The sequence below is a fragment of the Dactylosporangium sp. NPDC050688 genome (assembly GCF_040654515.1).
Classification (GTDB): Bacteria; Actinomycetota; Actinomycetes; order Mycobacteriales; family Micromonosporaceae; genus Dactylosporangium.
Genome location: NZ_JBFAIC010000103.1, coordinates 1 through 19,706, shown reverse-complemented (window position 1 = coordinate 19,706; position 19,706 = coordinate 1). Strand labels below are relative to the sequence as shown.

At 69.4% G+C, this 19,706-nt stretch carries 16 protein-coding genes and 3 pseudogenes; 15 read left to right on the top strand and 4 right to left on the bottom strand.

Features of this window, described 5'->3' with window-relative positions; genetic code table 11:
• Window positions 1-5 precede the first annotated feature (5 nt).
• The gene (locus tag AB0H83_RS48260; protein ID WP_360109508.1) at window positions 6-1,463 is read left to right on the top strand and encodes an IS1634 family transposase; all 1,458 of its coding nucleotides are present in this window, start codon (window positions 6-8) and stop codon (window positions 1,461-1,463) included.
• A 268-nt stretch (window positions 1,464-1,731) separates the two neighbouring features.
• Here AB0H83_RS48260 and AB0H83_RS48255 read toward each other — a convergent pair whose 3' ends face one another.
• Both AB0H83_RS48255 and AB0H83_RS48250 read right to left on the bottom strand, forming a co-directional pair.
• On the bottom strand, window positions 1,732-3,027 hold the full coding sequence (locus AB0H83_RS48255; protein WP_360109505.1) for a DUF3883 domain-containing protein: 1,296 nt from the start codon (window positions 3,025-3,027) through the stop codon (window positions 1,732-1,734).
• 117 nt (window positions 3,028-3,144) lie between these two features.
• Window positions 3,145-4,128 carry a hypothetical protein gene (locus AB0H83_RS48250; protein WP_360109502.1) on the bottom strand — a complete coding sequence of 328 codons (984 nt, stop codon included), beginning with the start codon at window positions 4,126-4,128 and terminating at the stop codon, window positions 3,145-3,147.
• Window positions 4,129-4,223: 95 nt separating this feature from the next.
• Here AB0H83_RS48250 and AB0H83_RS48245 point away from each other — a divergent pair, with 95 nt between their 5' ends.
• Window positions 4,224-4,481, top strand: coding sequence for a hypothetical protein (locus AB0H83_RS48245; RefSeq protein WP_360109499.1), 258 nt, complete (start codon window positions 4,224-4,226; stop codon window positions 4,479-4,481).
• Between the two features lie 130 nt (window positions 4,482-4,611).
• Here the strand turns inward: AB0H83_RS48245 and AB0H83_RS48240 are convergent, their stop codons facing one another.
• Complete coding sequence (locus AB0H83_RS48240; protein ID WP_360109496.1) at window positions 4,612-4,842, bottom strand: hypothetical protein; 231 nt, start codon at window positions 4,840-4,842, stop codon at window positions 4,612-4,614.
• 591 nt (window positions 4,843-5,433) lie between these two features.
• On the opposite strand from AB0H83_RS48240, the gene AB0H83_RS48235 reads away from it, so the two are divergent.
• From AB0H83_RS48235 to AB0H83_RS48225, 3 genes and pseudogenes are all read left to right on the top strand, one after another.
• On the top strand, window positions 5,434-6,426 hold the full coding sequence (locus AB0H83_RS48235; RefSeq protein ID WP_360109493.1) for a hypothetical protein: 993 nt from the start codon (window positions 5,434-5,436) through the stop codon (window positions 6,424-6,426).
• Window positions 6,427-6,817: 391 nt separating this feature from the next.
• Window positions 6,818-7,449: pseudogene (locus tag AB0H83_RS48230) on the top strand (helix-turn-helix domain-containing protein); the annotation flags it as partial.
• Window positions 7,450-7,577: 128 nt separating this feature from the next.
• Window positions 7,578-8,217 (top strand): annotated as a pseudogene (locus tag AB0H83_RS48225) (IS6 family transposase).
• A 289-nt stretch (window positions 8,218-8,506) separates the two neighbouring features.
• Here the strand turns inward: AB0H83_RS48225 and AB0H83_RS48220 are convergent.
• Window positions 8,507-9,646, bottom strand: coding sequence for a substrate-binding domain-containing protein (locus AB0H83_RS48220; protein ID WP_360109490.1), 1,140 nt, complete (start codon window positions 9,644-9,646; stop codon window positions 8,507-8,509).
• A gap of 251 nt (window positions 9,647-9,897) precedes the next feature.
• Between AB0H83_RS48220 and AB0H83_RS48215 the strand changes: the two genes are divergently transcribed.
• From AB0H83_RS48215 to AB0H83_RS48170, 10 genes and pseudogenes are all read left to right on the top strand, one after another.
• Window positions 9,898-11,943, top strand: a complete 2,046-nt coding sequence (locus AB0H83_RS48215; RefSeq protein ID WP_360109487.1) for a DUF2264 domain-containing protein — start codon at window positions 9,898-9,900, stop codon at window positions 11,941-11,943.
• A complete protein-coding gene (locus AB0H83_RS48210) occupies window positions 11,940-13,247 on the top strand; it encodes an extracellular solute-binding protein (RefSeq protein WP_360109484.1) in 1,308 nt (435 codons plus the stop codon). Before AB0H83_RS48215 ends, AB0H83_RS48210 begins: the two co-directional genes overlap by 4 nt.
• A gap of 91 nt (window positions 13,248-13,338) precedes the next feature.
• The gene (locus AB0H83_RS48205) at window positions 13,339-14,253 is read left to right on the top strand and encodes a sugar ABC transporter permease (protein WP_360109481.1); all 915 of its coding nucleotides are present in this window, start codon (window positions 13,339-13,341) and stop codon (window positions 14,251-14,253) included.
• Complete coding sequence (locus tag AB0H83_RS48200; protein ID WP_360109478.1) at window positions 14,250-15,146, top strand: carbohydrate ABC transporter permease; 897 nt, start codon at window positions 14,250-14,252, stop codon at window positions 15,144-15,146. The genes AB0H83_RS48205 and AB0H83_RS48200 overlap by 4 nt, the downstream gene beginning before the upstream one ends.
• 5 nt (window positions 15,147-15,151) lie before the next feature.
• Window positions 15,152-15,835, top strand: coding sequence for a DUF624 domain-containing protein (locus AB0H83_RS48195; RefSeq protein ID WP_360109475.1), 684 nt, complete (start codon window positions 15,152-15,154; stop codon window positions 15,833-15,835).
• A gap of 102 nt (window positions 15,836-15,937) precedes the next feature.
• Window positions 15,938-17,098, top strand: a complete 1,161-nt coding sequence (locus tag AB0H83_RS48190) for a glycoside hydrolase family 88 protein (protein WP_360109472.1) — start codon at window positions 15,938-15,940, stop codon at window positions 17,096-17,098.
• A 14-nt stretch (window positions 17,099-17,112) separates the two neighbouring features.
• On the top strand, window positions 17,113-17,937 hold the full coding sequence (gene iolB / locus AB0H83_RS48185; protein ID WP_360109469.1) for a 5-deoxy-glucuronate isomerase: 825 nt from the start codon (window positions 17,113-17,115) through the stop codon (window positions 17,935-17,937).
• A gap of 9 nt (window positions 17,938-17,946) precedes the next feature.
• Window positions 17,947-18,711, top strand: coding sequence for a 2-dehydro-3-deoxy-D-gluconate 5-dehydrogenase KduD (kduD, locus tag AB0H83_RS48180; protein ID WP_360109466.1), 765 nt, complete (start codon window positions 17,947-17,949; stop codon window positions 18,709-18,711).
• Window positions 18,708-19,076, top strand: coding sequence for a DeoR family transcriptional regulator (locus tag AB0H83_RS48175; protein WP_360109464.1), 369 nt, complete (start codon window positions 18,708-18,710; stop codon window positions 19,074-19,076). Before kduD ends, AB0H83_RS48175 begins: the two co-directional genes overlap by 4 nt.
• 297 nt (window positions 19,077-19,373) lie before the next feature.
• Window positions 19,374-19,706, top strand: a pseudogene (locus AB0H83_RS48170) (glycosyl hydrolase); the annotation flags it as partial.

Genomic DNA, 19,706 nt, shown 5'->3' with positions numbered 1-19,706 from the left:
CGGCCGTGTATGTGCGCGTGACGAGCCGCAAGACCACGTCCGGGCAACCGGTGCGCTACCTGCAACTGGCCCACAACGAGTGGGATCCGGTGGCGAGGATGTCGCGTACGAAGGTGCTGCACTCGTTCGGCCGCGAGGACGACCTCGACCGGACCGCGATCGAACGGCTGGTCGCGTCGCTGTCGCGGCTGCTGGAACCCGACCGGGCCGCGGCGGCGACCGGCCCGGCGGAGCTGGTGTTCGTCGGGTCGCGGCCGTTCGGCGGCACCGACGTGCTCGATGGGCTGTGGCGCGCGTTAGGCCTGGACGCGGTGATGCGCGCCCAGTTGGCGGGGCGGCGGCTGGACCCGCGGGTGGAGCGGGTGCTGTTCGCGCTGGTCGCCAACCGGGCTCTGGACGCCTCAAGCAAGCTGGCCGCCGCGGACTGGGTCAGCAACGATGTCCACGTCGCCGGCCTGGACACGGTGGACGAGCAGGCCTGCTACCGGGCGATGGACTGGCTGCTGCAGATCGAACCCGCCCTCGCCAAGCAGGTCTACTACCGGGTCACCGACCTGCTCAATCTTGAGGTGGACCTGCTGTTCTTCGACACGACCAGCACCTATGCCGAGATCGACGACGCCGACGAGCCGGTGGCCCGCGACGAGCACGGACGCGCTCTGGCCGATCCCGACGACCCGGATGCCGCCTCCCGCAAGGGGTTCCGCGCCTACGGCAACAGCAAGGACCACCGCGACGACCTGCCCCAGGTCATCGTGGGGATGGTCGTGACCCGCGACGGGATCCCGGTGCGGGTCTGGTCCTGGCCCGGCGGGACCGGTGACAGCGAGCTGATCCGCCAGGCCCGCGACGACATGCGCGCCTGGACGGTGTCGAAGGTGGTATGGGTCGCCGACCGCGGGTTCGCCTCCGCGGCCAACCGCCGGCACCTGATGCGCGGCGGCGGGAACTACATCATCGGTGAACGGCTGCGGTCCGGGTCAGCGCAGGCCGCCCAGGCTCTGGCACGGCCGGGCCGCTACGCCACCGTGCGCGACAACCTGCAGGTCAAGGAGGTCAACCTCGGTGACGGTGACCGGTGGATCGTGTGTTTCAACCCGGCCCAGGCGGAACGTGACGCCCACATCCGCGCCAAGATGATCTCCCGGCTGGAGGAGGCGATCACCGGATCGGACTGCCTCAGCCGCGACAAGCGCAACCAACTCGCCGGCGTGATCTCCACCAAGCCCGGGCTGCGCCGCTACCTGCGCACCGCACCCGCCGGGCTGCTGCGCGTCGACCAAGCCGCGGTCAAGGCCGAAGCCCGCCTCGACGGCAAGTACCTGCTGCGCTGCTCCGATGCGCACATGTCCGCCGAGGACATCGCCGTCGGCTACAAACAGCTGCTCGAAGTGGAACGCGGCTGGCGCGACCTCAAACAGATCATCCCCAAGAAGATCATCGACCTGAACACACACGCCTGACCTGCGAGAGCAGCCGCCACTAGTGACACGCCCCGTCGGCGTGCGATCACGCATACCCGCAGCTCAACCCAAGAATCCGTGTACTAGACACTGACCCGAACTGTCGAACTCGGGTTGATCGGTGTCCATCTGTGAAGCGGCCCCTCTATCGCAGCGGGCAGGGCTGGGTCCACTGTGGATGATCAGGACATCTGTGGCACGTACGCCCGTACGGTGATCTCCCTTGAACGAGCAGGAGGTCGTGGTGAGCCAGCCTGCGAGGGCTGGGTCAGTCCTGGCGGTGGACGTCGGCAGGTGTGTAGTCGAAGTCGCGTGCTGTGAGGGTGCCGTTGTCTGGGCCCCATTCGAACACCCGGAACGTTCCGGCGGCTGGGTCGACTTCGCCGTCTGGCAGGAAGGTGACGTCGGACAGGATGCCGAGGATGCAGTCGCCGGGGTGTTCTCGGGCCCATTGCACTTCGCCGCGGGTGACGATGACGGCTGTGCCGCTGGTTTCGGTGCCTTTCGCTTCGAGCCAGAGGGTGCGGCCGTCTTTGGTGGCTGTGGCGTCGTAGGGGTTGCCGTGCCGGACGTCGTTGACGTCCCAGCCGAGGTCGCGGTAGTGCGCCATCAGTCGGTCCTGGGCGGCGTCCTCGACCTTGCGGCGGCGGGCGGGGTCCATCTGCCAGCGCTGCCGTGATGCGCCGCGTTGGGGGAGCGGTTCCGGCTGGCCGAGGTGCTGGGCCCACAGCGTTTCGAGTTTCGTGGCAGCGGCCGGCGGCAATATCCAACCGCTGGCCTGTGGTGCCCACCCGCCGCCTTCCGGGATTGCTTGGATCAGGTGCGGGTGCGGTAACCCTTCGTCTGGCAGCAGGAGCGTGTCCCAGTCGATCAGGACGTAGTTGGCGTCCTCGCCGGCGCGTTCGTCGTCCCACTGTTCGTCCGGGAAGATCCGGCTGGCAGCGGTGCCGCTACCGACGATGCCGCGTGGCTCCACACCCTGGCGGAGGAAGAAGACGCGGTCGCCCGGCTCAATGCCGGTCTTCCGGTTACCGGTGGACCACCTGTCCCGCAGCAGCCGGCCGTCCTCGACTGCCTCGACGTTGCTGGGGTAGATCTCCTCGGCCCAGTTGTCGGGGTTCCACCGTTTCGGGTTCCACGTCACGACCAGCGTGGCTGGTTCCCGCGGCTGCAGAACGGCTCGCTGGGCTGCTGGCATCGAGTCGAGTGTTGCGGTGTCGAAGTAGCCCACCGGATTGCGGTGCCGGGGCGCGGGCGCGCCTTTCAGCGCGTCATGGACCGGATCACCGGGGCGCAGCACCTGTCCGGTTAGCGCCCACTTCGTCACACCGTCAACATCGTGACGGGTGCGACCGTCGATCTCCGCGACGACCTGCACCCGGCCGTCGAACGACAACGTGGCGAACCGTTCGCGATCAACCTTGTCCCCGAGCTTCCGCACACCGCGATTGATCTCCCATATCTCATCATCGGTCGCGGTCGCGTCCCACCCCACCCACGTCCGCCCGAGCGGGTCACCTGCCGGCACATTACGCGCCCAGGTCAACACAAAGTTCACAGCCACTCGAGCATCCTGCCGTGCCATCCGCCTGGGCGCCACAGCCACTCGGGTCGGCCGATGCGTCGGAATTGACCCCCACCGGCGCTCGGATTTCGGCAGATCCGGACGGCTGACGTGCCATCACCGACGCGGGGGTTCCGAGTCGACGGAGCGCTGCTGCTGGGGGTCTGTGAAGCCTGTCTGGCTGTAGTCGGCGAGGTCCGCCTCGAGGATGTGGTGATCGGTTCGTATGAAGAGCCGGCTTCCCCGCGTACTGACGATACGGAAGTCGTTCAGGGGGCGGCCGTTGTGATCGGTCAGACGGACCGGGCCGTGCGTAACGATGGTGTCGTCGAGGAGGCGGCATTGCGTGAGCTGGGATGGTTTGCCGTACCCGCCGACGAAGGCGACCTCGTCGCCGTGAATGAGTATGCCGCGCGCGCCGCGGACCGGCCCGGGCTGGAACGGCCGGACTTGTGTGTCGGTGATCCGAACGAGCGGGAATCCGGTGTAGTAATACGCCCAGGTTGTTCGGGCGCCTGCGTTGAGGGCGTAGCAGTCGGCGACGTGGTCGAGTCCGGGTGGTGGCTGGTACGACCAGAGGCGCCGGCCGTAGTCGTCGAAACGGGCAATCCCCGCCGCGCTGAGTGGGTCACCGCTGTAGATGCCTTCGTCGAAGTAGCCGACCCAGATGGTGCCGGGCTCGTCGACAGCGAGGTGCGCGATGCCGTCGCCGAGTTTGAACGACCGTATGGGCCTGCCTGAGCCGTCGAACACCTGTGCATTGTCATTGGTCGGCTCATACGGCCGTGGGATGCAGCGAGACTGGGCCAGCAGATATCCCGTACCCGGCAGAAGATCCACGCGGCTGGGGTCGATTGTCAGGCCGACCAGGGCAACCTGGTGCCAGCCGTGCGTCTGCTCGTACAGGTGGATTCGAGCTTGCCGTCCACGCAGCTGGTTGGGCTGGTTGGAGGGTGTGGAAGCCGCGACGAGTTCGCCGTTGACGGTGGCATTGAGAGCAGCGAGGTCCTCGCCGTCGTTCAGTGGTGGGAGTTCGGCTCGTCGTCGGCAGCGCAGCGTCCGCATCATGATCTTGTACCACGCTTGGACAATGCGTTGCACGTCGACGCGTGAGCCGCGGGCACCTCCGGCGGAGAGGTCGGGAGACAGACGAACGGCGCATTGTGCGGGCTGCTGGTCTCCAGCAGATTGGCATCGTGAGCAAATATGCCCCGCTTCGAGACCGGCTTCGTGCCTCCGGCAGGCCGGAGGTGCACATGTCCTTCGATGAGATCGCCGACCTGCTGCCCGGTGGATTGCCCTCGAGCGCCTACCGGCACGGCGCGTGGTGGAACAACGAAGACGATCCGGGCAGTACGCACAGCCAGAGCCGCCTCGGTTGGATGGCCGCCGGCTACACGGCTGCCGCCGATCGCGCCACCCGGCAAGTCGTCTTCAGGCGCTTCGCACGCTGAGCGCCGGGATCTGCGCTCCCGTTGCATCCCGCCGCAGACGGCCGTCTTCTGCCGAAGCGCGCAACCAGCGGCATGAGCGTGCACTCATCAGAAACTGATCTAGCGCTTCGTTCATGAGGACCGAGCCTGACTACCAGTCGCGCCATGGACCGGTAATGTCGCCGCTGAGGAGGCCGTTGCGGCGGGCCAGTTCGTTGGCCTCGATGCCAGCCGCCCCCAGTACACGATCGATGTACTCGCAGAGCAACTCTCGTTCGTCCGTCTCGTAGGCGGCCCCGTGGAACTGGTCGTTGACCACGTTCAGAGCTCGAACGGTGCGCTCGACCACCTCGAGAACTTCCGCATCGGGTGCTGCTGTCAACGGCGGATTAGATCCAGTCTCAGGGCGCCGTCGACAGCTGCCTCCCACCTGGGGTCGACAAGGCCCGCGACATCCGCTTCGAACCCATCAAGGACGGCATCGGTCGCTCGGATCATCTCGTCGGGCCACAACCTTGCTGACACCGCTTCGTCCGGCCCGATGACACCCGCGGCAAGGTCGGCAGCATCTCTGGCCACGTCTGCCCGCCATACGGCGGTCGGTTGGCTTCGTCCGTGACTTCAGGACCCGTTTGTCGGCTAGCTCGGGTCCCACCGGCCGACGTCCAGTTCTCTTGTTCGTAACTTCGGGACCCACCTACGCGGAGGAATGGCTAGCGGTGAGCCCAACGCGCCCGAGTCCCCATCGACGCCCGCGCACCCACCAGCCCCGGGCCGCGCCGAGGTCCGAGTGCTCGTTGTCGACTACGCTCCGTGAATAAGGTGTTCTGGCGCAAGTCCGCGCAAGGCCACGGATCGCGGCATGTCCGTGCACCCGATCAAGCGGCTTGACGGCCGTGACGCTCGATCGGCGGCGCAACGTACTGGATTTCCCCCGTCACCTTCTACCAGGCCGTGACGTACTGTCGCGGGCGTGCTCTTCGTCTACCGGACGCATTACGAGGGTCCGCTGAGCCTGCGGGTCCGGCAGATCCCCGACGCCAGCGTGTTGGACTGGTTCCGGCGGGGCTGGGACTGCGACGACCCGTGGGACTGGATCGACGCGGAACTCGGCGGCCACGTGTACGGCCTCGGCTCGATCTTCGAGGCTGCGCGCGCGAACGGACAGTCTCCGCCGCAGACGGTCGGCGAGCTGGGCACGCTGCTGCGCGCTCAGCGGTACGTCGAAGGCGGCACCGACGACGTCCGGCTCGACGAGCACAGTCTGCGCGTGCGTGACGACGACGACGAGGTCGAGCTGGCCTACTTCTTCCTCGACGACGAGGTGGTGGCAGCCCGCGGCGACCGGCTCACCTACCTGCTGCGCTCCTGGCCGCTGCCCGGCGACGCGGGCGCGCCGGCGGCGTTCGACCCGGGCTGCGCGGTGACCGTCGCGACACCGGCCGGTCGCAGCGACGCCACGACGTACGCGGTGTTCCTCACTCACTACGACGGCAGGACCCTGGCCCGCATGGCGCCGCTCGCGTTCCCCGGCGTCGACCTGCCGGGCGTGGCCGGTCACCTGCGCACCGCCGACCCCGGCGACGACTGGCCGGAGGAACTGCTCGTGCTGCGGGCGCTCGTCGCGCCGGACGAAACCACCGTCGAGCCGGCGCTGCAGCGGTGCAACCGCTGGCCGGGCTTCAACCTCAACGACACCCCGTGGCCGCGGGGCATGCCAGACGCGCACGCCGCCGTGCACCGTGAGGCTGTCGAACTGATCGAGGTTGGCGAGTGCACCCATGAGCGAAACCCCGACGCGTCCCTGCTCCAGGTCGCCGAGCACCTCGCCCAGCTGGCGATGCACTGCAACGAGCCGTTCGGCTACCAGCAATGGTTCCTGTTCGACACCGCCTGGGCGGCCGCACATCCGGACCTGGCGCGCTCGCTGCTGCGGTACGCCGGACACTGGGACCCGCTCGACTGATAGGCCGTCCTACCGAGACGTTCCAGCAACCGGAGGCGATGACATGACCGGCCGGCCGGCGACCCTCGACGAGCTGTTCGGTGACGACCTGTCTCACCAAGGAACCCGCTACTCGGCCACCCCCGAACGTAAGATCAGGTGCACTGTCTTCGGCATGAGCGGACGCCAAGATCACGATTCCAGGTTGGGGACACACCTGCTGATCTCCGGCCGCATCGGCGCGACGGTGCGGGTGGCTTTGGCTAATGCTGTGACCGGAAACGTTGGCCGGGTTGGGTGACACGCCGGTCAACGTCCCGGCGCGGTGTCGATTGGGGTTCAGGCTGTCGGGATGGCAGAACCTGTCCGGGCACGCCGGCTGTCGGATGTCGAGGGTCGGTGATTACAGCAGATCGTCAGGCGTGGGACCGGGTCACCGATCCGGCTGCGGCGGGCGATGGTCATCATGGCCTCGGCCAGCGGGAACACTGTTCCGGCGATTGCCTGCCTCGTCCAAGGCGATGAGGACGCGGTCCGGGAGGTGATCCACCGGTTCAACGAGATGGGTCTGGCCTGCCTGGACCCTCGGTGGGCGGGTGGCCGTCCCCGCCGGATCAGTGAAGACGACGTAGCGTTCATCGTCGCGACGGCCAAGACCAGGCCAGCAATGCTCGGGCAGCCGTTCACCCGGTGGAGCCTGCGCAAACTCGCCGACTATTTGGCGCACAACACCGGACCGCGCCGGGTGCGGATCGGTCGGGAACGGCTGCGGGAGATCCTGCACAAGCACGACGTCACGTTCCAGCGGACGAAGACATGGAGTCCAACGACTCCAACATCGAGGCGAAGCTCGCCCGGATCGAGGAAGTCACCAACACCTTCCCGGACCGGGTCTTCGCGTTCGACGAGTTCGGACCGTTGACGATCCGTCCGCAGGTCGGCGCCAGCTGGGCGCCGGCCGGGCACCCGGACCGGCTCCCGGCGAACTATCACAAGCTGCACGGTGTGCGGCAGTTCCATGCCTGCTACAGCGTCGGCACCGACACGGGTCCGTTGCATTGATCGATGCTCTGGTCAGGCAGGCTTGAGCGGTGAAGTACTCGAACCGCCGGCGTCCAGTCCAGCCACCGCGGTCGGCGTTCGCCGGGTTCCGGTTCCCGCCTGACGTCATCATGGTCGCGGTCCGGCTGTACCTGCGGTACAACCTGTCCTACCGCGACGTCGAGGAGCTCCTCCTTGAGCGTGGTGTCGAGGCTGACCACGTCACCGTCTTCCGCTGGGTGCAACGCTTCACCCCGCTACTGGCCGACGCAGCCAGATTCTGTCGGCATGCACCTGGCGACAGATGGTTCACCGATGAGACCTATGTCAAGGTCGACGGTGTCTGGCGGTACGTGTACCGCGCTGTCGACCAGCACGGCCAGGTCATCGACGTACTCGTCTCCGCCCGCCGCGACGGCGTGGCGGCACGCCGGTTCTTCCGCCGGGCCATGGCCACATTGAAGGTGCGACCCGCCGAGGTGATCACCGACGCGGCACCGACGTACCCGGCGGTTCTGGATGAGCTGGTCCCGTCGGCGTGGCACCACGTCGAACGGCACGCCAACAACCGGGTGGAAGCCGACCACAGCCAACTCAAGCACCGGCTCAAACCGATGCGCGGGCTGCGGACCGACCGGACCGCGCAGACGATCATCGCCGGTCACGCCTTCACGCAGAACCCCCCGCCGCGGACACTACGAACTCGGACTTGACGCCCCACGCGGGCTGAGCGTGGCCGCGGCGTTCACCGAACTCGCCGCCGCCATCTGAAGACCTGGGGCACTCGCTTCAACGCGCCCTCCGATCCGCAGATGCAACAGACCGCTCGCCACCGCCGACACCGCACGCATCTGGCAGACCCTCGTGCGGCTGCGCATGATCCGTCGCCACGCCCCGGTCCCGGCCGAGTCCGTCGCCGACCCGCTGCTGTCCGTGGCCTGACCCGTCCCGGCCGCGTCCGTGACAGCGCCACAGGAGATCTCCCGGTGGTGCCGGCACGGACGCGCTGCGGCGCTTGCGCCGCTCCGATTCGGCCGGCCGGCCGCGGGACTGCCGTCGGTCAGCGGTTCCCGTGTGGTTCGGCGGTGGAGCCACGCACCCGCAGGGAAGGGCTGATCACCATGCGGTGGGTGGGGCGCTCGGGGTCGCTGAGCCGGTCGGCCACGAGCCGGACCGCGGCGCGGCCGATTGAGCGCCGCGGCGGGCGAACCGCGGTCAACGGAGGGCTGAACAGACCGGCGACCTCGTCGTCGTAGGCGACGATCGACAGGCCGCCGGGAACGCTGAGGTGGCGCTCCTCGCAGCGCTGGATGAGGGTGATCGCCTCGGCGTCGGCGTGCACGAGCAGGGCGGTGGTGCCGGTGGCGAGGCACTGGTCGAGGACGTCGTCAAGGGCGGCCACGCACTCCGGGGAAGGGGCGTCGGGCACGCGTGCGTCGACGGTGCCGGTGGAGTCCAGGCCGCACTCGGCGGTGGCCTCCAGCCAGCCGCGGTGGACGTGCGGTCCGGTCGGGCTCGGTTTGGCCAGCACGACGCCGACCTTGCGGTGGCCGAGCGAGGCCAGGTGACGCACCGCCATGGCGGCGCCGAGCGCGTGGTCGGTGACGACGGATTCGAGCACCTCGCGGTGCGGCCCGACGGCGGCAGTGCGTTCGAGCAGCACGACGGGCAGGCCGATGCCGGACAGCCAGGCGAAGGTGCGCTCGGAGGTCGGCGCGTCGATGCGCGGCGTGACGATCAGCGCGTCGACGCCGAGTCGTTCGACCATGCGCTGTAACTGCGGGCGGTCGTCCTCGGACTCGTACGAGGAGCCGCGCAGCACGACCCGCATGCCGAGCTCGCGGGCGGCCTCCTCGGCGCCCTGCGCCACGTGCGGCCAGTAGTAGTCCAGGGAGGGCACGAGCATGCCGAGGGTGCGGCCGCTGAGTTCGGCGGGCATCCGTGGCAGGGGGTCGTCCACCGCCGCGACGTCCAGCACCGCCGCAGTGTCGTCGCCGTCGGGCAGCGCGACACCACCGTGCACACGGCGGACCAGCCCCGCAGCGGCGAGCTGGGCGATGTCGCGGCGGATGGTCACCGCGGCGGCGCCGAGGGTTTCGGTGAGGTCCGAGATGCGCAGCACGCCATCGCGCTGCAGCACCTCCAGCAGCCGCGTGCGGCGGGCGACCTGCAGGGGGCCACGCTTCTCCGTGGTGGTCACTGTTGCTCCTCATGTCCCCGCAGTGGTGCTATCTGAGCGATCGTGATCTTATCAGATCGCTTCGCGGGCCAGTACCGTGCAAAATCTTGGCTTTGATGAGCAGGATCTGATCAGTTACGACTAGGTAAGTTCGTTTCGGTCATTGACATGGCTGGTTGTGAGCGTTTTACTTCCCGGCAACGTCGCCACCGTCAACCGGCGCCGTTGCCCCGGATACGCCGGGGCTCCGCGCGATCACATCGGAGCGCAGCGTGACAAACGCTCACCCGGGGGTGCTGTCGGCGGCCAACCGCGATCCGTGGACTCGCGCCGATTGGCTGTGCTTCGCCGACGGCATGCTCACCGCCGCGCAGCGGCACACGTCGCCCGGGCACGCGCTGATCGTCCTGCCCGGTCCGGAGGGCGGCTACGGCCGGGCGATCGACGGCCTGGAGGGCTTCGCCCGGACCTTCGTGCTCGCCGGTTTCCGGATCGCCGGCCAGCGCGGTGCCGGACTCGACGACCTGGCGGCCTGGTATGCGGCCGGCCTCGCCGCCGGCACCGACCCCGGCTCGCCCGAGCGGTGGGTGCGACTGGACGAGCACCCGCAGGCGAAGGTCGAGGCGGCGTCCATCGCCCTGGCGCTGGACATGACCCGGCCGTGGATCTGGGACCGGCTCGAGCCGGCCGTCCGCGATCGGATCGTGGCATATCTGGCCCCGGCGGTCGGCGACCCGACGTACCCCCGGATCAACTGGATCTGGTTCCGCGTGGTCGTGCAGACGTTCCTGCGCTCCGTCGGTGGCCCCTGGTCCGCCGCCGACATCGCTGAGGACCTCGCCACCCACGACACGTTCCAGCGCGCCGACGGCTGGCTGGCCGATGGGCCCGAGCGCGCCTACGACCATTACGCCGGCTGGGCGCTGCACCTGTACCCGACGCTCTGGGCACGCATGACCGGCGCCGCCGACCTCGCCAAGGCACGCCACGACCAGGATCTCGAGGCGCTGGACCGGTTCCTGCTGGACGCGCTCGAGTTGATCGGCGGTGACGGCTCGCCTCTACTGCAGGGGCGCAGTCTGATCTACCGCTTCGCGGCCGCCGCCCCCTTCTGGGTCGGCGTCCTCGCCGGCGTGCCCTCGGTGAGCGCGGGCCGGCTGCGCAACGCCGCCGAACAGGTCGTGCGGCACTTCGCCGATCGCGGTGCGCCGGACGCCGACGGATTGCTCACCGTCGGCTGGCACGCCCTCTGGCCCAGGCTGGCGCAGGCCTACTCCGGCCCCGGCTCCCCGTACTGGGCCAGCAAGGGCCTCCTCGGCATCCTCCTACCGGCCGAGCACCCGGTCTGGACGTCGCCGGCGGAGCCGCTGCCCGTGCAGTGCGCCGACACGCTGCGCGCCGTGCGGGCGCCCGGCTGGATCATCGCCGGCACCCACGCCGACGGCATCGTCCGGGTGGTCAATCACGGCACCGACCATGCGGTCGAAGGCACGGCCGTCGCCGACTCCCCGCTGTACACCCGGCTGGGGTACTCCACCGCGACCGCACCGCTGCTCGACGACGCCGCGTGGGAGGCACCGGTCGACCAGTCCGTCGTCCTCATCGACGCCGCCGGGCGGTGCACGCACCGCGCCGGCATGCGCACCCTCGCCGTGGACGTCGACGACCGGCAAGGCGTCGGCATCGCGGCGTCGAGCGCCGACGCGCACTGGGTCGACGTGACGCCGGGGCAACGCGACCACGGCAGCGGCCGGTCCGGGCCGTCCCAGCCGGCCGGGCAGATCACGGTCGTCTCCCTCGTGCGCAAGGCCTGGGAGCTCCGCCTCACGCGCGTCGACGGCATCGCCGGCGCAGCCGACCCCGCCCGGCTGCGGCTGCGCATCGGCGGCTGGCCGGTTGCCGGCGAAGGGCCCACGACCGTGGGACCCGGTGCCGCCGCCGCGATAGGCCGCGGCCTGTGGTCATCCGTCACCGACGCGCCGGACGGCTCCGAACGTCCCTACCCGGACACCGCCGGCGTGGCCGTCCACGACGACGCGGGCCCCCTCGGCAGTCCGGTGCGCGTGCCCTGGCTCGACTACCCGGTCGTTCCCGGCGCCTGGGTCGCGACGCTCCTCGAACTCTGCACCGCCGGGCAGCCGGCCGGCCCACAGGCCAGCCGCGTGGTGCTCGACCTGGCCGGGCAAGACATCCTCGCCCGAGTCGACTGGCCCGACGGCGTGCGAACGAACACCCCGATCACCCATACACACCCCCTCGGGGCGGTCCTGGCGTTCGCGCCGGACGGCGGCCCCGGCCTCGTGAAGGAGAACGGATGAAGCGCTCGATCTCGATGGCGCTGGGCGTCGTCTCAGCGGTGTCGTTGTTACTCGCAGGATGCGGTGACGACGCCGGTAGCCCGGCGGCCGCACCCACCGGCCCGGTCACGCTGACGCTCGGCGGCTGGACCTTGGCAAGCACTCCGGAGTTCAAGGCCCTCGCCGACGGCTTCCACGAGGCCAACCCGAACGTGACCGTCGAGCTCAAGGAGTACGACGCCACCAACTACGACACCCAGATGATCGCCGACCTCGCCGCGAAGAAGGCACCGGACCTCTACATCCAGAAGAACCTGAAGCCCTTCTACACCTACCAGTCCGGCAAGCAGCTGCTCGACGTCTCCGACGTGGCCAAGCAGCTCGGTGACAAGGTCGGTGGGTTGTCGGCCTACCAGGTCGACGGCAAGACCTGGGCGATCCCCTACCGCCAGGACTCCTGGGTGCTGTTCTACAACCGGGCCCTGTTCGACAAGGCCGGCGTCGAATACCCCGACGGCTCCTGGACCTGGGACGACTACGCCGCCGCGTCCAAGCGGGTGACCACCGGGCTCAAGGGCGCGGGCTCCAAGGCCTTCGGCGACTACCAGCACAACTGGCAGTCCACGGTGCAGGGCTTCGCCCTCGCCCAGACCCCCGGCGCGAAGCTCGACAGCGGCGACTTCGGCTACCTCAAGCCCTACTACACCCGTGCCCTGGACCTGCAGAGCGCCGGCGCGCAGCAGGCGTACGGCACCGTGACCACCAACAAGCTCACCTACCAGTCACAGTTCGGCAAGCAGCAGGCCGCGATGATGCTCATGGGGACCTGGTACATCGCAACCCTGCTCAAGCAGCAGTCCACCGGCGACGCCGAGAACTTCGCCTGGGGTATGGCGCCGGCGCCGCAGCTCGACGCCAGCACCACCGGCACGTCGAAGAAGCCGATCACCTTCGGGGACCCGACGGGACTGGGCATCAACCCGGCCATCGACAAGCAGAAGATCACCGCGGCCAAGGCGTTCCTCGCCTATGCCGCCGGCGAGCAGGGCGCGAAGAAGCTGGCGAGCATCGGCGTCACCCCGGCCGACACCGGCTCGGTGACGCAGGACCTGTTCGCCCTCAAGGGCATGCCGACCGACGAACTGTCGAAGTTCACCTTCTCCACCCACGACACGAAGCCGGAGAACCCGGTGTCGAAGCACACCGCCGCGCTGCAGAACATTCTCAACGACGCCCACTCAGCCGTGCTGTCCGGCAGCAAGCCGGTCGACAGCGCAATCAGTGCCGCGCAGGACCGCGCCAAGAACGAGGTCCTCAAGGGATGACCAGACAGTCCTGACACGACGGCCGGGTCCGGTGCGCGCCCGGCGCACACCGGACCCGGCACCCGACGGTCACTTCCTTCAGGAGAAGCACATGGCAACAATCCAGGCCGGCCGGCGCAGGCGCCGGCGGCGGCTGCGGCCCGCATGGCGCAACACCCTCACCGGATGGTCGTTCATCCTGCCGAACCTGCTCGGCTTCGGCGTCTTCACACTCGTCCCGGTGCTGGCCTTGTTCTACTACGCCTTCACCGACTGGAACATCTTCGGCGTCGCCGAGTGGGTCGGCGTCGACAACTTCACCCGGATGCTGGGCGACGACAGCTTCTTCACCGCGCTGCGCAACACCCTGTACTACACCGCGCTGCACATCCCGCTCACCATGGGCGCGGCGCTCGGGCTCGCCCTGCTGCTCAACCGGAAGCTGCGCGGGGTCGCGTTCTTCCGGACGGTCGCGTTCTTCCCCTACATCACCTCGATCGTGGCCATCGCCCAGGTGTGGAACCTGCTCTTCAGCCCGCAGTACGGCCCGATCAACGCACTGCTGCGGGCACTGGGCGCCGCAAACCCACCCGGGTGGACGGTGTCGGCCGACTGGTCCATGCCCGCGGTCATCATCGTGAGCACCTGGCGCGAGATGGGCTACTACATGCTCATCTTCCTCGCCGGACTGCAGACCATCCCGAACCAGCTCTACGAAGCGGCCCGCATCGACGGCGCCGGCTCCTGGCAGCGCTTCCGCAACATCACCCTCCCGTCGCTGCGCCCCACCACGTTCTTCGTCGTCGTGATGCTCACCATCGGCAGCTTCAAGGTCTTCGACCTCATCCTGCTGCTCACCGACGGCGGACCGGGCCAGTCGACGCTGGTGCTGTCGCAGTACATCTACCAGAAGGGCTTCGAGGAGAACCAGTTCGGCTACGCCTCGGCCGTCTCCGTCGTGCTCTTCGCCATCTGCTTCGCCATCACCGTCGTGCAGTTCGCCGTCAACAAGCGGAGGGCCTCGTGACCGGCACCCTGCTGCAACCACCCGCGCTGCACATCGGCGCCGGGCCCGCACCCACCAGCGGCAACCGCCGGCGCGCACATCCGGTCTGGCGGTTCCTGGGCTACCTGACGCTGGTCGTCGCCGCCGCCGCCGTGCTGCTGCCGTTCTTCTGGATGGTCGTGTCCTCGCTGAAGGCCAACAGCGACGTCAACACCGTGCCGGTGCAGTGGCTGCCGGACCCCGTCGTCTGGCAGAACTACCTCGATATCTGGCGCAAGTCCGACATGACCACGTGGCTGGGCAACACCCTGCTGCTGTCGGTCACGGTCACCGCGCTGCAGGTCTTCACCGGCAGCTTCGCCGCCTACGGCTTCGCCAAGGTTCGCTTCCCCGGCCGGAACCTGCTGTTCCTGGCCTACATCGGCACCCTCGCCGTGCCGTGGCAGTCCTACATGGTGCCGCAGTTCATCCTCATGTCGAAGCTGCAACTGTCCGACACCCTCTGGGCCATCATCGCCCTGCAGGCGTTCAACGCGCTCGGGGTGTTCCTCATGAAGCAGTACTACGAGACCATCCCTGAGGAGCTCAGCGAGGCCGCCCGGATGGACGGCATGACCGAGTACGGCATCTACCGGCGCATCATGCTGCCGCTGTCCGCGCCCGGCCTGGCGAGTCTCACCCTGCTCACCTTCGTCAACACCTGGAACGACTACCTCGGCCCGCTGATCTACCTGCGCAGCCCCGACGTGCGGACCATCCAGCTCGGACTGTCCACGTTCATCTCGCAGTACAACGCGGACTATGCGCTCATCATGACCGGCTCCGTGCTGTCCGTGCTGCCGATCGCGTTGATCTTCCTGCTCGGGCAGCGGCACTTCGTCGAAGGCATCGCCACCAGCGGCCTGAAGGGGTGAATCGGATGCGCATCCGGCCCGGCATCATCGCCACCGTCTTCGACCTGGCCTACCTGACCCTCACCACCAACCTGCTGCTCGTCCTCGGCTGCCTGCCCCTGCTGGCCGTCGCGCTGACGACCGACACGACCCGGTCCTGGCCGCTGCTGGCCCTCCTCGCACCGCTGTGCGCACCCGCGCTGTGCGGCGTCTTCGCGGTGTTCGCCGCGTACACCGACGACCGGTCGACCACCGTGGCCAGCACGTTCGCCCGGACCTGGCGGGCCTCCTTCCGCCGCGCGTCGCAACTCGGCGCGCTGACCACCGGCGTGCTCGTGGTGCTCGGCGTCGACGCCCGCGCCGCCTGGGGCCACTCCGTCGGCGCGGTCGCCATTCCACTCCTGGCCACCGCGGCGGTCCTCACCACCGCTGCGGCACTGCTCGCGCTGGCCGTGCTCGCCGAACTCCCGACGGCACGCCTGCGCGACGCGCTGCGCGTGTCGCTCTACCAGGCGGTCCGGCACTGGCCGCTCACACTGCTCTCACTGGTCGTCCTGGTGCTGCTGCAGACGGTGTTCGCGTCCCGCCCGGCGGTCGCCCTCGGCCTGGCCGCCGCGCCGCTGCTGTACGTCGTGTGGGCCAACAGCCGCTTCGCGCTGCGCAGCGTGCTGCGCCCGACCGCCGGGAGGTCCGTGGCGACCGGGCACTGACCGCCACCGAGACCTGTCCGAACACCCGAGACAGTGCGCCCGCGATGCAACGCGCCCCGACACGACCGATGCCGGGCCGCCCATAAGCAAGGAGATGACAGCATGACGGCGATTGAGGTTCACACCGGCCCGGACGCGCAAGCGACGGGGAACGCGGTGGACGCCGCCCTGCGCACGATCGACGCGAACATCACCAAGTTCGCCGACCGGTATCCGGCTGACACCACCCAGGACGACCGGTACCCCCTGCGGCAAGGCAACGTCGGCTGGACCACGAGCTTCTGGCCCGGGATGCTGTGGCTCGCCCACGAACTCACCGGCGACGACCGCTACCGCGACGAGGCCCGCTCCCACGTGCGCAGCTTCGTCGAGCGCATCGACCGGCGCATCGACCTCGGTACCCACGACCTGGGCTTCCTGTACACCCTCAGCTGTGTGGTGCCCTGGGAACGGCACGGCGACGAACGGGCCCGCGACACCGCCCTCGCCGCCGCGGACCACCTGCTCACCCGCTTCCTGGAACCGGCCGGCATCATCCAGGCCTGGGGCGACCTGGACGACCCGCGCCAGCGCGGCCGCACCATCATCGACAGCCTCATGAACACGCCCCTGCTGTTCTGGGCCACCGACGTCAGCGGAGAATCCCGCTACGCCGCCGCGGCCCGCCGCCACGCCGACCAGCTGCGCGAGCGCATCCTGCGCCCGGACGACACCACCTTCCACACCTTCTACTGGCACCCGACGACCGGCGCGCCGCTGCGGGGCGAGACCGAGCAGGGCAGCGCCGACGACTCGTGCTGGGCCCGTGGGCAGGCCTGGGGCATCTACGGCTTCGCCCTGAACTTCCGGTACACCGGGGAACCGTCGTTCCTGCAGGCCGCGCAGCGCTGCGCCGACTACTTCCTCGCCCACCTGCCGGCCGACCACGTCGCCTACTGGGACCTCGTCTTCGGCGACGGCAGCGGCGAGGAGCGAGACAGCTCAGCCGCCGCGATCGCCGTCAACGGCCTGCTGGAGCTCGCCCGGGGCCTGCAGGCCGGACCGGCGGCGCAGCAGTACCGCGCCGCGGCCGGCCGCATCCTGCGCTCACTGGTCGACAACTATTCGACGGCCGGGGACCCGGACTCCGACGCACTGCTGCGGCACGGCGTCTACGACAAACCCAAAGGCGTCGGCGTCGACGAAGGCAACCTCTGGGGCGACTACTTCTACCTCGAGGCACTGACCCGCACGGCCCGGCCCGGCTGGACCTCCCCCTGGTGATGAGGAAACCTGAGATGACGTACCGCTACCACTGCCAGATCCCGGCCGCCAACGGCTACAACACCCTGCCGGTCAACCCGTGCCAGTTGCTGGACTTCGCCCTGCTGCGCCTTGAGGCAGGCGCGACATGGTCCGGCGAGACCGGCGACCGGGAGGTCCTCGCCGTCATCCTCGGTGGCACGGCGGAATTCACCGTCGGCGACCAGAAGTTCGCCGGCGTCGGCGGCCGCGCGAACGTGTTCTCCGGCAGGCCGCACTCGGTCTACCTCCCGGCCGGATCCACCGTCACGATCGAGGCGAGCACCCCGGTCGAAATCGCACTGCCCAGCGCCCCCAGCGACCTCGCCGCCGAGCCCTACGTCATCGAGCCCGCCCGGGTGGCGTCCGGCCGATGGGGTGCGGCCAACTTCGGCCGCACCTACCACCAGATCCTCACCGAGGCGTCGCAACCCGACCTGCCCGCACGGCGCCTGATCGTGGGGGAGACGTTCACCCCGTCGGGCAACTGGAGCACCTACCCGCCGCACCGGCACACGGTTGACGCCCTGCCCGGCGAGGCCGCGCACGAGGAGTTGTACTACTTCCGGGTCAACCCGGGCGACGGCTTCGGCATCAGCCGCGTCTACACCGACGACGGCTACGAGGAGAACTACACCGTCCGCAATCACGGCATGCAACTGATGCCGGCCGGCTACCACACCGTTGTCAGCGCTCCGGGGTACACCACGTACTACCTGTGGGCACTCGCCGGAACACAGCGCACCCAAGGCGCCCTCGAGGACCGTGACCTGGCGTGGGTCGGACGCAGCGCGCCGCTACTGCGCGACCTCGGCCACTGAGGACCCGACATGCCCTTCGACGACTTCCGCCTCGACGGACGGGTGGCACTGGTCACCGGCGCCAACCGGGGCCTCGGCCAGGGCCTCGCACTGGCGTTGGCAGCGGCCGGCGCTGACGTCGTCCTGCTCGGCCGCTCCGACCCGGCCGAGACCACGGCACGTGTCCAGACCTTCGGCCGCCGCGCGGTCCACGTGCCGTGCGACCTCGCCACGGCCGGCCCGGACGGGATCGACGCCGCCGTCGCCGCCGCCATGGACGTGTTCGGCCACCTGGACATCCTGGTGAACAACGCCGGCGTCATCCACCGTGCGCCGGCCGCCGACGTCACCGATGACGACTGGCACGACGTGCTCACCGTGAACCTCGACGCCGTCTTCCGGCTCTGCCGGGCGGTCGGCCGGCACATGCTCGCCCGCGGGGGCGGCCGCATCATCAACATCGCCTCGATGCTGTCCTTCCAGGGCGGCGTCAGGGTGCCCGCATATGCCGCATCCAAGCACGCCGTGCTCGGCCTGACCCGCGCCCTGGCCAACGAATGGGCAGGCCACGGTGTCAACGTGAACGCGATCGCGCCCGGCTACATGGCCACCGACAACACCGCCGCACTCCGCGACGACCCGCACCGGGCCGCGGCCATCCTCGAGCGCATCCCCGCCGGCCGGTGGGGCGATCCCGAGGACCTCGCGGGCGCGATCGTCTTCCTTGCCTCAGACACCGCCCGGTACGTCCACGGCACGGTGATCCCCGTCGACGGCGGCTGGCTCGGCCGATGACCGAGACCAAGACGGACAAGCTCATCGGCCACGCCCCGCCGCCGCAGCAGCAGCGACATGAGGCGATCGTCGCGCTCGTCACCCAACGCCAGTACATCACCGTCGCCGAGGCCAAGGCCGTCACCGGTGCCTCGCTGTCCACGGTGCGCCGCGACCTGGACGACCTCGACCGCGCCGGAGCCCTCCAGCGCATCCACGGCGGCGCAACCGCCGCCGCCACCACCACCGACCTCGCCGAGCTCCGGCACCACGTCGCCCGCGTGGCGCAGGTGCTCGCCGCAGGAAACGTCGACGCCGCGCACCACCTCCTGGTGCGAACCCTCGCGGTGTTCGAACGGCTCCGATCGGACCGTTCTCACCGCTAGAGACCGGCCACCGCAGTACGTCGACATCGACCGCCGTGATGCCGACGCGCACGACAGCACGAAGTGCACCGTCCGTCCACGGTCAGCATCGCCGTAGGCGTTGCGACCTGATCCAGCCGCCTGGGACAGCGGCACGCACCCCTCCACAAGGAGCACCCCATGATCCGACGGCAACGTCCACCAACCAGTCCAGGCCTGGCGGCCGCAGCCTCCGCGCCGGCCCTCGGACGCCTGACGTCACAGCCCGGCACACCAGCCGGTCCGCCACCGCTCGAGCACCGGCAGAAAGGACGGCACGTGGCACGCTTCTCCCGTCGTGGCCGCGTCGTCGCGGCAGTCGTCGGCGCCGTGGCCACGATTGCGGCGGCCTCCGTCGCGCTGGTCGCCAACACGCCGTCGGCGTCCGCGGCGACCAGCCAGTTCCAGGGCGTCAACTGGGCCCGCTGGGGCGACAACTACACGGGCTCGCCGCTGATCCTGGCCGGGCTCAGCAGCACCGACAGCTACAGCACCGTGCGGGCCAAGGCCGATGCCGTCTACGCCGGGTTCCAGGGCAACCTCGGCGCCAACACGGTCCGCCTGCCGATCAACACCTACACCGTCGGCACGGCGTGGTGGAACTCCTACACC